This window comes from Halomonas sp. (assembly GCF_029263665.1).
Classification (GTDB): domain Bacteria; phylum Pseudomonadota; class Gammaproteobacteria; order Pseudomonadales; family Halomonadaceae; genus Halomonas.
The window spans coordinates 131,861-144,194 of the sequence record NZ_JAJUFQ010000009.1; the positions used below are offsets into that span (position 1 = coordinate 131,861).

The 12,334-nt window shown below is 57.2% G+C and carries 13 protein-coding genes and 1 rRNA gene; 6 read left to right on the forward strand and 8 right to left on the reverse strand.

Going from position 1 to position 12,334, the window contains the following annotated elements; all coding sequences use genetic code 11:
• Window positions 1-34: 34 nt before the first annotated feature.
• Window positions 35-2,011: an ATP-binding cassette domain-containing protein gene (locus Q1K07_RS11515; protein ID WP_300310922.1), complete on the reverse strand. Its 1,977-nt coding sequence runs from the start codon at window positions 2,009-2,011 to the stop codon at window positions 35-37.
• Between the two features lie 155 nt (window positions 2,012-2,166).
• Here Q1K07_RS11515 and Q1K07_RS11520 point away from each other — a divergent pair, with 155 nt between their 5' ends.
• Window positions 2,167-3,087: a TatD family hydrolase gene (locus Q1K07_RS11520; protein WP_300310924.1), complete on the forward strand. Its 921-nt coding sequence runs from the start codon at window positions 2,167-2,169 to the stop codon at window positions 3,085-3,087.
• Between the two features lie 17 nt (window positions 3,088-3,104).
• On the forward strand, window positions 3,105-3,596 hold the full coding sequence (locus Q1K07_RS11525) for a hypothetical protein (protein WP_300310955.1): 492 nt from the start codon (window positions 3,105-3,107) through the stop codon (window positions 3,594-3,596).
• An 11-nt stretch (window positions 3,597-3,607) separates the two neighbouring features.
• Here the strand turns inward: Q1K07_RS11525 and Q1K07_RS11530 are convergent, their stop codons facing one another.
• Entirely contained in the window at window positions 3,608-4,195 is a 588-nt protein-coding gene (locus Q1K07_RS11530; RefSeq protein WP_300310926.1) for an elongation factor P hydroxylase, read from the reverse strand.
• A gap of 155 nt (window positions 4,196-4,350) precedes the next feature.
• Here Q1K07_RS11530 and Q1K07_RS11535 point away from each other — a divergent pair, with 155 nt between their 5' ends.
• The 3 genes from Q1K07_RS11535 to Q1K07_RS11545 all read left to right on the forward strand — a co-directional run bounded on the left by Q1K07_RS11535 (window position 4,351) and on the right by Q1K07_RS11545 (window position 7,685).
• Window positions 4,351-5,793: an MATE family efflux transporter gene (locus Q1K07_RS11535; protein ID WP_300310928.1), complete on the forward strand. Its 1,443-nt coding sequence runs from the start codon at window positions 4,351-4,353 to the stop codon at window positions 5,791-5,793.
• Between the two features lie 131 nt (window positions 5,794-5,924).
• Window positions 5,925-6,854 (forward strand): DUF3080 family protein, encoded by a 930-nt coding sequence (locus Q1K07_RS11540; RefSeq protein ID WP_300310930.1) that lies wholly within the window; start codon window positions 5,925-5,927, stop codon window positions 6,852-6,854.
• 123 nt (window positions 6,855-6,977) lie between these two features.
• Window positions 6,978-7,685 (forward strand): hypothetical protein, encoded by a 708-nt coding sequence (locus tag Q1K07_RS11545; protein WP_300310932.1) that lies wholly within the window; start codon window positions 6,978-6,980, stop codon window positions 7,683-7,685.
• Window positions 7,686-7,794: 109 nt separating this feature from the next.
• Here the strand turns inward: Q1K07_RS11545 and tusA are convergent, their stop codons facing one another.
• Window positions 7,795-8,049: a sulfurtransferase TusA gene (gene tusA, locus Q1K07_RS11550; RefSeq protein ID WP_300310957.1), complete on the reverse strand. Its 255-nt coding sequence runs from the start codon at window positions 8,047-8,049 to the stop codon at window positions 7,795-7,797.
• Between the two features lie 26 nt (window positions 8,050-8,075).
• Between tusA and Q1K07_RS11555 the strand changes: the two genes are divergently transcribed.
• Window positions 8,076-8,372 (forward strand): antibiotic biosynthesis monooxygenase family protein, encoded by a 297-nt coding sequence (locus Q1K07_RS11555; protein WP_300310934.1) that lies wholly within the window; start codon window positions 8,076-8,078, stop codon window positions 8,370-8,372.
• Between the two features lie 22 nt (window positions 8,373-8,394).
• Here Q1K07_RS11555 and rlmM read toward each other — a convergent pair whose 3' ends face one another.
• The 5 genes from rlmM to rrf form a co-directional block, all read right to left on the reverse strand.
• Window positions 8,395-9,456, reverse strand: coding sequence for a 23S rRNA (cytidine(2498)-2'-O)-methyltransferase RlmM (gene rlmM, locus Q1K07_RS11560; RefSeq protein WP_300310936.1), 1,062 nt, complete (start codon window positions 9,454-9,456; stop codon window positions 8,395-8,397).
• A gap of 1 nt (window position 9,457) precedes the next feature.
• Window positions 9,458-9,601, reverse strand: coding sequence for a hypothetical protein (locus Q1K07_RS11565; protein ID WP_300310938.1), 144 nt, complete (start codon window positions 9,599-9,601; stop codon window positions 9,458-9,460).
• A 25-nt stretch (window positions 9,602-9,626) separates the two neighbouring features.
• Window positions 9,627-10,166 carry a YaeQ family protein gene (locus Q1K07_RS11570; RefSeq protein WP_300310940.1) on the reverse strand — a complete coding sequence of 180 codons (540 nt, stop codon included), beginning with the start codon at window positions 10,164-10,166 and terminating at the stop codon, window positions 9,627-9,629.
• Between the two features lie 134 nt (window positions 10,167-10,300).
• Window positions 10,301-11,860 carry a BCCT family transporter gene (locus tag Q1K07_RS11575; RefSeq protein ID WP_300310942.1) on the reverse strand — a complete coding sequence of 520 codons (1,560 nt, stop codon included), beginning with the start codon at window positions 11,858-11,860 and terminating at the stop codon, window positions 10,301-10,303.
• A gap of 387 nt (window positions 11,861-12,247) precedes the next feature.
• Window positions 12,248-12,334: ribosomal RNA gene (gene rrf, locus Q1K07_RS11580) — 5S ribosomal RNA — on the reverse strand; the annotation flags it as partial.

Sequence of the window (12,334 nt, forward strand, 5' to 3'; positions counted from 1 at the left end):
ACGGACGCCGTGTCCGTGGCCCTCGCGCAGGTCCTTAGCTCTCGCCGCTGGCCATGGCTTCCAGTTCCATCCAACGCTCCATGGCAACTTCGAGACTCTCTTGGGTTGCCTGTAGCACCCCAAGGCGTTCATTGATGGAACCGGAGTCCTGCTGATAAAAGGCAGGATTCCCCACTTCCGCTTCCAATGTGGCGATCTCGCCTTCAAGCCGCTCGATCTCGGCAGGCAAAGCATCGAGTTCCCGTTGCAGCTTGTAGGATAGCTTGGCAGGTCGCGCTGGCACGGCCTTCTTCTCTACTTGCCTCACTTGTTCAAGCTTGCCTTTCTCAACGCCGCCAACTTCGGTGTTCTCGACATCCGCTTTCTCGGCCCTGCCATTCACTCCCTTGCTGCCCGAACGTGAACCACCTTCCCAGGGTGCAGGTGGCAGTTTGCCGCCCTGGCGGACCCAGTCACTGTATCCCCCCACGTACTCGCGCACCGCCCCGCCGCCTTCGAAAGCCAGAACGCTGGTCACTACGTTATCCATGAAAGCGCGGTCATGGGATACCAGCAACAGGGTGCCATCGAAGTCCAGCAGCAGTTCCTCGAGCAGTTCCAGCGTTTCCACATCCAGGTCGTTGGTTGGCTCATCGAGCACCAGGACATTGGCAGGCTGGGTAAACAGCTTGGCCAACAGCAAGCGGTTGGATTCGCCACCAGACAGCGCCTTGACCGGCTGACGAGCTCGCTCAGGGGAGAACAGGAAATCCTGCAGGTAGCTCATCACATGGCGGTCTCGCCCACCGACCACGACCCTGTCACTCCCCTGGGCCACGTTGTCGTAGACATTCTTCTCCAGCTCCAGGCCGGCACGCAGCTGATCGAAGTAAGCGACTTGCAGCTTGGTGCCGAGACGAACTTCTCCTTCACTAGGTTCCAGTTCCCCCAGCAGAATCTTGAGCAACGTCGTCTTGCCTGCGCCATTACGACCAATCAAGCCAATACGATCACCTCGCTGAATCTCGATGCTGAGATCACGAATCACCGTGGATGATTCGAAGTGCTGAGTGACATTGGTCAGTTCCACCACACGCTTGCCACTGCGCTCCCCGCTATCTACCGATAGTGTGGCGGTACCCTGGCGTTCACGGCGCTGGCTACGTTCACGGCGCAGTTGTTCAAGCGCTCTTACCCGGCCCTCGTTACGGGTGCGCCGGGCCTTGATACCCTGGCGAATCCACGTTTCTTCCTGAGCCAGCTTCTTGTCGAACTCGGCATTCTCTTTGGCTTCGACTTCCAGTTCATGCTGCTTCTGAGCCTGGTAGGCAGAGTAATCACCGGGATAACGTCCCAGACGCCCACGGTCCAGTTCCAGAATGCCGGTCGCCAGGCGCGAAAGGAAAGCCCTGTCGTGGGTGATGAACAGCACGGCTCCCGGGAAGGAAGCGACCTGTTCTTCGAGCCAGGTGATGGTGTCCAGATCCAGGTGGTTGGTCGGCTCATCCAGCAGCAGCAGATCGGGCTCGGCCACCAGAGCCCTGGCCAATGCCACACGCCGGCGCCAGCCACCCGACAGGGATGACATTGCGGCATCCTCAGGCAAGCCCAGACGGCTCAACACCACCCCTATGCGCTGATGAAAGGACCAACCATCAATGGCCTCCAATCGGGTCTGCAGCGATGCCACCCGGGCCATGTCCGGTTCGTCGGACTGTATCAACCGATGGTACTCAGATAACAGGCTTCCCGCCTCGGGAAGCCCCTGGGCCACTACATCGAAAATACTCTCGTCACTGGCTTCCGGAAGATCCTGGGCGAGCACGCCGATCTTGAGGCCCGGAGCACGCCAGATAACGCCTGAATCCGCTTGATTCTCTCCGGACACCAGTCGCAACAAGGTCGACTTGCCGGTCCCATTGCGCCCTACCAGCGCCAGCCGCTCTCCCTTTTCCAGGGTCAGGTCGGCATTGTCGAGCAAAATATGATGGCCATAGGCCAGTTGCAGCTGCTCCAGTCGTAGCAGGGTCACACGTCACCTCTCCATTGCTTGATCACGCAAGTGTAACTCATGCACCCATCGTCAGGTGCATGCCGTGAGGTGCTACAGGTACAATTCTCGTCTTGAACGAAAAGTGCCATGTCGCTGCCAGTTTTCGTGTGAGAAATCATCCAAGGAGCCGTCACTTGCCCACTGTCCATTCCTCGTCATCCATCGACAAAGGGCTTCCCGAAGCATTGCGCTTCCGCTCGCCGACACCTTTGGTCGATATCGGTGCAAACCTGACTCACGAGAGCTTTGCCCGCGACCTGGAAGCCACCCTGCAGCGGGCACATGTAGCTGGTGTCCAGACATTGGTACTCACCGGTACCGAACTGCACAATGCTGAACAGGCAGTGGCACTATGCCAACGCTACCCCGGCCTCTACGCAACCGCTGGCGTGCATCCACATCACGCGAGTGACTGGACGCCCCAACTGCACAATGCCATGGCCGACCTGCATCGCCTGCCTGAAGTCGTTGCTGTTGGCGAATGCGGCCTGGACTTCAATCGCAACTTTTCCACCCCCAGTGAACAGGAACGAGCTTTCGAAGCCCAACTCGGCCTGGCTGTAGAAAGCGGCTTACCGTTGTTTCTTCATGAGCGCGATGCCGGCGCACGAATGTGCGACATCCTCAAGTCCTGGAGGGATGATATCCGGCATGCCGTCGTGCACTGTTTCACGGCAGACAAGGACACGTTATACGGCTACCTGGATCAGGACCTGCATATTGGCCTGACTGGATGGATCTGCGATGAACGGCGCGGCCACCACCTGCGCGAGTTGGTAGCGGATATCCCTGCTGATCGTCTGATGGTAGAAACAGACTGCCCTTATTTGCTGCCTCGCAATCTTCCGGCCAAGCTAAAGGGACGGCGCCATGAGCCCGCACTACTGCCATGGATTGTTCGGGAAATTGCCCACTGGCGAGGCGAAAGCGAAGCCCAATTGGCTGCCAGCACCACCACCACAGCCTTGGCGTTCTTTGGTATCGCAGCACCATCAGCAAGTTCGAATAACGGACCCAACACAGGTCCAGGTGATACGCCAGGAGAGGAGTCCTGATTATGGCCACGGAGAGTATGCCTGAAATACCTGCCTTCATCGCAGTGGAAACTGGCGAAGATGGTGGTTTACCCCTGGCGATTGCCTGGAGCCTGCAAGATGGCCGAATCAAGCACACGCTGATTCAGCCCGATGATGATTGGCTCGACAGTGAAACACTGTCCCTGGGCGACTACAGTCTGGAGGAACTTTCCAGTATGGGCGTCAGCCCCCTGGACGTCATTCGCGAACTGGAGAGTGATCACTTCAACGCCACTCTCTACACCGCTGGTGTATTCGATGACGAAGCCGCCCTGTCACGCCTTTTCGATGTCTATGGTATAGACCCGTTCGTCGAACTGGCACCGGCAGACAGTCTCTACCATGACCTTCCTGCAGGAGAATGGTCTCAGGCACGTAACGAACTCTTTGGCGAGTTGGGAATGGAACCCATGCGCCCCGAACAGGAAGTCGAGGTCATGCTGCATCTACATCGTCGCCTGAACGGCAGCGAATGGAGCGAAGAGTAGAGACCCTCGCGTTATTCCTGGGTTTCCATAAGGGGCTCACGAGTGTCTTCATGCGAGCCTGAAAGGCACTCAAGCCCAGCAACAATGGCCAACGACATGTCCTGGCCATCCTGGTAAAAACTGCGCAATGCCTGCTCAAAGGCCTGGGCCCTACACGGCAATCCTTCGCTGCGATAGCGTCCGGCTCTTTCCTGGACTTGGCTGGCAAAGGCTTCCCGGTCGACTTCCACCTCTCCCAGGTTGTCAACGCTGACATGAAACGGCAGGCCACAGGCTTCACTGAACAACATCTCTAGAGCCTGGGGGGCAACCTCAACCTTTTCAAAGGCACGCTGCTGCTCGGCATCACGCCCATCTGGCGTATACCAGTAACCGTAGTCTTCCAATTGGCGCCGGGCAGCACCAGCAATACACCAGTGGCTGATTTCATGCAGTGCGCTGGAATAGAAGCCCCGAGCAAAGATGACACGATGCCAGGGTGAGTCATCATCTGCGGGCAGGTACAACGGCTCATCGCCACCACGCACCAGACGAGTGCGGAAAGTCTTCTGAAACACCCCATCAAATAACGCGATAACATCGTCAAGACAGTGGGACACTCGAATACCTATACAGGAACAGCCATGAATTAAGCCCTCTAGGATACCAAGCCTGCGGGTCGCTGCGTAGCAAAGCTCCAAAATGGTGCAGGCACTGATACACTAGATTGATACCGGACATGATGTCCGGCCCTTCTGCATGGAGCATGAAAACCTTGCGCGTTCTACCCACTGACTTTCTCGCGACCAGTCGTCGTGAGACTTGGCCACTGATCCGACTTGCCTTGCCGATCTGTGGTGCTCAACTCGCCCAGGCAGGCATGAGCGTCGTCGACATCATGATGACCGGACGTCTGAGCGCTTCCGACCTTGCTGCCGTTTCTGTCGGAGCCAGTCTGTGGGTGCCGCTGATGCTGCTGATGACTGGCACCCTGATGGGACTGACGCCAATTGTCGCTCAATTGTCTGGCGGCAACCGGCTGGAGCGCATTCGCCCTAACGTCCACCAGGCCATGTGGGTGGGCCTTGTCATGGGCCTGTTGTCGGCTCTGGCTCTGAGCCTATGGGTCGACCCCATCTTTCGTTTGATGGATGTGCCTCCGGCGGTGGCCACGAAAGCCTCCGACTATGTCGGAGCAGTGGCCTTTGGTATGCCTGGTGTGGCTATTTTCATGACATTGCGCGCCTTCTCTGATGGACTCAATCACACTCGTCCGTCGCTGTGGATCAGCCTGATCGGCCTGGCAGTCAACATTCCGGCCAACTACTTGCTGATCTATGGCGGCACGGGTATTCAGGCGCTGCTCGGTGATGCGACTCCCGACTTTGTGTTGGAACTCCCTGCCCTTGGCGCCTTTGGCTGCGGTATCGCTACCGCCTTCGCCATGTGGGTAATGGCGCTATCCATGGTGCTCTATACTCGCAAGAGTCGCGCCTACCGTGATATTGATCTATGGCACTCACCCGCCATGCCTTCGCCACGGGCAATCGGAGAGCTGCTCTATGTGGGGGTGCCCATCGGCATCGCGATCTTTGTCGAAGTCACGCTTTTCACCCTGATCGCCCTGTTTGTTGCCAGCCTCGGGGAAGTCGTAGTTGCCGCTCATCAGGTAGCCCTTAATTACACTTCCCTGCTGTTCATGATGCCGCTCTCCCTGGGCATGGCTCTGACCGTACGAGTAGGCAATGCCCTGGGGCGGGGCGATGCACGTCTGGCCCGATTGGTAGCCTGGAACGGTGTGCTGATCGCAGCGGCGGTTGCACTGCTCAACGACCTCATACTGTGGCTGACTGCACGCCCCGTGATTGCCCTCTACACTCACGATCAGGCCGTCCAGGTCCTGACACTCAGCCTATTGGGCCTGGCCATGCTGTACCAGCTCTCCGATGCGCTGCAAGTTGCTCTTGCAGGCGCTCTACGCGGCTACAAGGATACACGTGTCATCATGCTATTTACCCTGCTGTCCTATTGGCTGATAGGCCTCGGCGGTGGTCACTGGCTAGGTGAGTACGGGCTAGGCACCTGGATACCGCCAATGGGGGTTCACGGCTATTGGATCGGGCTAGTCGCAGGCCTGACCATGGCAGCCATACTGCTCAGTGCACGCTTACGCCAATGCAGCAATCGTGCCCGACAGGCAGAAGGATGCACTACCTGATCATACCCAAAGGGCCTAGGCAAAAGAGATTTAGGCGAGGGAGACTTGGGCGAGCCTGCCTGAGTCTCGGGCTAGCCCTGTCACTGATCTTGTCTTTGACCAGTTGTGGAGACAACCGGACTGAGGATGCCTTGACGCGTTACTATCAGGCTCTGGAGAAAGCTCTCGGTCAACCCACCTCCGATCCTCCTGCGCCTCCCAACATCGACGCTTTCCCGCGTAAACGTGACTTGCTGCTGGAGACCACAGAAATACGTTCAGGCCTGCTCGACGTCTATGCGCTGCGTGGCTGCCATATCACGAACCTGGTAGCAGGGCACAACAATCAGCTCGGTAAGGTTGCACCACTCAGCCAGCAATGGTTGTACGAACTGAAACTATGGCGGCTTCTGAGTGAGTGCTGGCAAGGTGAACCGTCACAGAAGCTGGCCAAGGAGGACCGTAACCGCCTCTCCCACCTGCTGGAATTCAAGACCCGACAACTTCCGACCATCAGCTACAATGCCCTGGTCGGCTCCGACGAGTGGCGAAGCAATTTCTCCCGCGCCAGCACACCATTGCCTCCAGGTGATTTCTCGGCTATCGATGAACAGCTACCCGCACTCCACTATCTAACCGCAGCCGTTCAGCAGCAGTATGACCCAAACTGGCAGCCGGAGTCGGCCACTCTGGAAAGTCACTTCGAGCGCCTCCAGCAAAGGCCTCTCAGTGCTGAACTATTACGCACACTGATGCTGGCTACGACAGTTCTGGCGGACAGCAACACCTTGCTTAAAGGAGTCACCGCCCCCTCATCCTGCCCTTCAGACAGACCTTTGGCATTACCCAAACCACCCGACTGGCTAGAACCATTGCGTGAGCAAGCCGGCACCTGGTTCAACGCTATGGAAACGCTTCTGGATGCCCATGTCGCTGGCACGCCAGACTTTGTCCTTTACCGCCGGACCTGGCTCTCTCCGGGCAGCGCCACATCCCCACTGACACGCTATCAAACGGCTCTCGACGAACACTTTCAGCTTCGCCAGCAAGTCACACGAATATGCCAACCTACTTTCCCATAGCAACGGGGCTTACGTTATGTCCCCAGTCTGTGCTATTGATGGGAGAGTGACGCCAAGCGCAACATCCGGCCTTGGTCGGCCGTGATGATGATGCAGTAACCACGCAGCCGCTGGAGGGACATCATGGGAATCCCGTTGTCACCCCGCCCCGCCCAGGTCATCGACCTGGAGAGTATGCGCCAACGCCACCAGGCTCGTCGGCGTTTCGTCCGGCTTTCTCCCGAGCTTGATGGCCTGGAAATGGTCTATTGTCTCGCCTCTCAGCCAGAAACCCTTTATGGCATGCCTGTTCTGGCCTGGGGATTGAGAGAAAACGGTGACATCGTCGGCCTTGTGCCCTGGATGGAGTCACTGGCCCCCTGCGAACAGCTCAATGATCCCGACTATGGTCATTTCATCGGCTATCGCGACCCAGAGACCGAAGAGCTGCTGGAATCCCCTCCTGAGCACAAGGAAGTCGAGCTACATCATGCAGCTGCGTATTTCGACTACGAAGCCACCGAAGAGACCACCCTCATCCAGACCTTGCCCGAACATCAAGGAACACATGCACTGTGCATGGATGACGATAACTCGCCCTGGCAGCTCAAGCAGGTGTTCGGTTGGCGCCTTTACAGTGATGGCAGCATCGAGGCCCTGCTGGCCGACGAAAGCCTGATCGATAGCGTGCCGATACTGCCCAGCGATAACTGCCTGTATCCTGGACACAGTCGCCACCAGGTGGTGTATTTCTTCCAGCGCCAGATTGCCAATCGTATTCGGCAAGAAGACCCATCGACATTGGAGGCGCTGGCCATGATGGTGATTCCAGAGGCAAGCCAACCGTCATGATCCACATCACCCTTCATGCACCTGATGCCCTCATGCACTTGAAGACGACGACTGCCTATATCGCTCGACCTGAAAGGACGTACGGCGGCAGGCATACGCCTGCCGCACTTCATCCCAAACGGATAAAATACAGATAAGATCCGCTTTCCGTTTCTTGCTGGGTCACCAGCTCATGCCCCAGAAACTGACAGAACTTGGGCACATCACGAGTGGTAGCAGGGTCGGTGGCAATTACCTTGAGCACTTGTCCTGTATTCATGTCGCGCACAGCGTTGTGCATCATCATGATCGGCTCAGGACAGAATAGCCCTGTGGTGTCCAGTTCCCTGTCGCTGATGGGTAGCGAATCGGCAAAATCCACTATCAATACCTCGGAGTCGGAGTATAAGAATGATCAAAATCATCATTGAGCGACGCATCATGCCAGGCCTGGAAGAAGAATATGAACAGGCCGCACGCGAAGCTCTGCGTGAATCGCTTGGCGCCAGTGGCTTCTTCGGCGGCGAAAGCCTGGTTGAGCAAGGCCATTCTGATCGCCGAGTGATGATCACCAAGTGGCGGGATCTCCGCGCCTGGAAAGAATGGTACACCAGCGAAGCTCGCTTGCGCGCCATGCAATACCTGCAACCCCTGCTCACCGAAGAAGAGAAAATACGCATCTATGAACCTGCCTTCCCAGGCTTATAGCCAGAAAAGGCAAGACCAGGTGCTACTGCAACTGAACGTGAACAGTGACCTCCTCGCGGTCATGATAAAGGTGGCGGCAACGAATGCTTGCCGTCACTCCTGCCTCATCCAAGCGTCGCTTTAGCCCTTCCAGACAGTGGTCAACTTCCTGCCAGCGCTTCTTCATTGGCAATTTCAGATTGAAGACCGATTCCCTGCACCAGCGATTGAGCAACCAACGCTCGACCATGACAATCACGCGAGCTGGTTTATCGACGATATCGCATACCAGCCAGTCCAGGCGTGCAGGAGGCTCCCAGACAAAGCCATCTTCACGCAGGTGCTCCACCATTCCCGTCGCCATCAGTCCTTTGTCCATCGGGCCATTGTCGATGGCATAGACATGCATCCCACGCTTCACCAATTGCCAGGTCCAACCTCCAGGCGCAGCCCCCAGGTCGGCAGCTTGCATACCTTCAGAAATACGGCTTTCCCACTGATCCCGAGGAACGAACTCGTGCCATGCCTCTTCGAGCTTCAGCGTCGAGCGGCTCGGTGCGCCATGAGGAAAGCGCAGGCGACGAATGCCGCCGGGAAATTCACTGCGATTGCCCGGAAAGCTTATGCCCAGCTGCACCTGTTCTCCATCACGCCAGACCAGATGCAGGCGCCTTCCGCCTGCCTTGCGCCGCAGCGCACCACGCTTCTTCAGGTGACTCGACAATGGACGCTCAAGTGCCTTCAGCAGCCCGGAAAGTGCCTTGGCCTCGTTGGTATCCGGTGTTTCCTGCCAGATCTCCTCGAAGCTCCAGCCACTGGCCTTGACTTGATCGACTATCGCCGACAGGCGATCATCGCGTGACAATTGCAATGGCGCTAATGCCACCAGTGTCTGACGCGCAAACACCAATTTTTCGAGCTTCAACCGCCGATGAAGCTCATTGGCCGGTCGTCCATCAACGAGGATCACCCGTACCAGCCCTTCACTCATCCAGGGCTCGATCTCGGCCTGCTCTCCCAATGCCTGAATACGATCCTGCAACTCCGCTGCAAGATCTGCTTCAAAGCCAGGCCGGCATAGCATCAATAGTTCATTCGGCTGCATTCTAATCCTCTTCAGCACGACTTCCCGAGCGCTGCTGGCACGCCCGCGCATATCCTTCCAGATCCTGCAGTTGCACATTGAGCGCATTGATCGAGATCAGCACTTCCCAAAGCGAGAACACCAGTGAAATGAACAGTGCAAACATCAACCAAGGTCTTGCATCATACCTTTTATCGCTCGCCCACCAACCACTCCAATGGCACTTCGTGCTGCCCCTGCTCGTCAGTGATGAACAACTCACCGTCACTGATCATTACCGCCCAGTTCAGAGAGCGCGGCATATCGCGCGCCAACTCTTCCAGCGCTTCTGGAGATACTGCGACCACATTGAGGTTCTTCAGTTGGCGAACGGGGTCCAGCTCCTTGCCCTGCCAGACCCGGAGGCTGCCATAGACCACCAGGCTGAAGCGTTCCGTTCGTCGAGAGCACCAGGTCATGCGCTCGCTGGTCGGCTGTCCAACCTCGATCCAGTGCAGCACCCTGCCATCGAGGCTCTTCTCCCACAAGGCTGGCTCGTCCACATCCGAAAGCCCACGGCCAAAGGCCAACTGCTCGTGATAGAACAGTACGTAAGCAATCAAGCGGGCAGCCAGGCGTTCTTCGGTTTCCGATGGGTGGCGCGCAACAGTGAAGCGCAACGTCTCGTAGACATTGCGATCCATGTCGGAGAAATTCAATTCAATCTTGTAGGGCGTGGCTTGCAGGGCCATGAGTCGACATCCGGGTTGAGCCAGGGGCTGCAGTCTACCTTGGATTCCCGGCCATGTATTGTCTCGGTACAGGACTGCTGTCAGCCCCTGAAAGGGAACTCTGTACGAGGCCGGGACCTCGCACACGGTCATCGCTATGCAACCCCCTGCTCACGTGCCATCGCCCTTGCTGCACGCGGCCCGGTCCATAGCGTCGGCAACATGACCAGAGAGACCGGGATGGCGGTAATGACGATGAACTGCTGCAGCGCACTGATCTGCCCGGCTCCCATGCGCAGCAGAATGCCTGCCATCAGCGCCATGGTGATCCCCCAGAAGGCCCTGATCAGTGGGCTGGGCTCATCATGGCCACTACCGACCACGGAAATCGCATAACTCATGGAGTCGCCAGTGGTAGCAACGAAGATCGTCGTCAACAGCAGGATCGCCAACACCATGATGGAACCACCGGGCAGAGACTCGGCGACGGTCAAGGTCGCGACATCAAACTGGAAGTTGTTCAGTGCCTCGCTGAGATCAAAGACACCGGTCAACTGATAGTAGATGCCCGAACCACCCAGTAGCGTGAACCAGATGGCCGTTGCCACCGGGGCCATGATCGCAACCGCGACGATGACCTGTCGGATGGTACGACCGCGTGAAATCCGTGCTACGAAGATGGCCATCAAGGGACCATAGCCGATGAACCAGGCAAAGAAGAATACCGTCCACCACTGCATCCACCAGTCAGGAGCCGTCTGTGCCGTCATGGTGGCCATCGCGAAGAACGAGCCCAGATAAGTGCCGAATCCCTGAAAAAAGGCATTGGCCAGGAACAGAGTTGGCCCGAACAGGAAGATGACCGCCGCAATTGCCAATGCCAGCAACACATTGAAGCGACTCAGCAGTTGAATACCTCGATGAATTCCGCTCACTGCAGAGGAGACATAGACCAACCCCAGCATAGCCAGTACCGCCAGTTGTGTGACGTATCCATCCGTCACACCGAATACACGGTGCAGTCCAAAGCTCACCTGAGTGGCAAGGAAACCAATAGGTCCCACGGTACCAGCTACAACAGCAATCACGCATAGTGCGTCGACAACGCCCCCCAGTGGTCCCTTCATCCAGCGTTCACCTAGCACGGGAGTCAGCAAGGTGCGCGGCTGGAGCGGCAGTCCCTTATCGTAATGCGCGTGCGCTAACGCGATGGCGGCCATGGTACCCAGTACCGCCCAGCCCAGAAATCCCCAGTGCATGAAGGCCTGCGCCAATGCACCAGCGATGGCATCCGGCGTGCCAGGTTCGGTCGTAAAGGCCGGGGGCGTCACGATGAAGTGATATATCGGTTCCCCGGCGGCAAAGAACACTCCCCCACCGGCCAGCAGAGTACACATGATCATCGACAGCCACTTGAAGGTGCTGATCTCAGGCGTATCGAGATTGCCGATACGTGCCAACGCATTTGGGCTGATGGCAACGCCAATGGCAATGAAGAACGTCAGCAACAGCAGTAATTGAAAATAACTGCCCATCGTCTTCGCCGTCCATGCAAAGCCCGTGGCAATACCACTCGCGACCATATCGATATCGTACACAGAGAGAGCAATGAACCCTGCAATGAAGCCGATGGTAAGAATCAGTACAAGAGGGTCGCCTAGACGATCGCGTGATGAATCAGCACCACCGACAAGGGCAGGATTGGAATCAGTCATATCAAGATGTGCGGCAGTATGGCACGCCAGAGGGCATACCGGATTACCGGAAACTCCTGTTGAAGGGAATGGGAAAGTTGTAAGCGGCGGATTTCGAGCTACGAGCTACGAGCTACGAGCTACGAGCTACGAGCTACGAGCTACGAGCTACGAGCTACGAGCTACGAGCTACGAGCTACGAGCAGCATGATGGTCTCACTAAGGGCTGTGCCAACCTCCAGAAACGTCAAACTCCAACCATCCTGGCGACCGGAGTTGGCAAGCAACGAGCTTCAAGCTTCGAGCAACATAGAGGTCCGGAACCGCTCGCGGCCCGAGCGTAGCGTGCTCGTCGCTCGACGCAAAAAAAATCCCCCGGACGTATCCGGGGGATTTTTTCGAATAGATGCCTGACGATGACCTACTCTCACATGGGGAGACCCCACACTACCATCGGCGCTGAGCGGTTTCACTGCTGAGTTCGGCAAGGGATCA

What these genes read in the sequence shown, in the direction of transcription:
- Q1K07_RS11525 (WP_300310955.1), top strand. Translation starts at nt 3,105, where the DNA reads ATGCCTGAAATACCTGCCTTCATCGCAGTGGAAACTGGCGAAGATGGT.
- Q1K07_RS11545 (WP_300310932.1), top strand. Translation starts at nt 6,978, where the DNA reads ATGGGAATCCCGTTGTCACCCCGCCCCGCCCAGGTCATCGACCTGGAG.
- Q1K07_RS11555 (WP_300310934.1), top strand. Translation starts at nt 8,076, where the DNA reads ATGATCAAAATCATCATTGAGCGACGCATCATGCCAGGCCTGGAAGAA.
- rlmM (WP_300310936.1), bottom strand. Translation starts at nt 9,456, where the DNA reads ATGCAGCCGAATGAACTATTGATGCTATGCCGGCCTGGCTTTGAAGCA.
- Q1K07_RS11565 (WP_300310938.1), bottom strand. Translation starts at nt 9,601, where the DNA reads ATGTTTGCACTGTTCATTTCACTGGTGTTCTCGCTTTGGGAAGTGCTG.
- Q1K07_RS11570 (WP_300310940.1), bottom strand. Translation starts at nt 10,166, where the DNA reads ATGGCCCTGCAAGCCACGCCCTACAAGATTGAATTGAATTTCTCCGAC.
- Q1K07_RS11575 (WP_300310942.1), bottom strand. Translation starts at nt 11,860, where the DNA reads ATGACTGATTCCAATCCTGCCCTTGTCGGTGGTGCTGATTCATCACGC.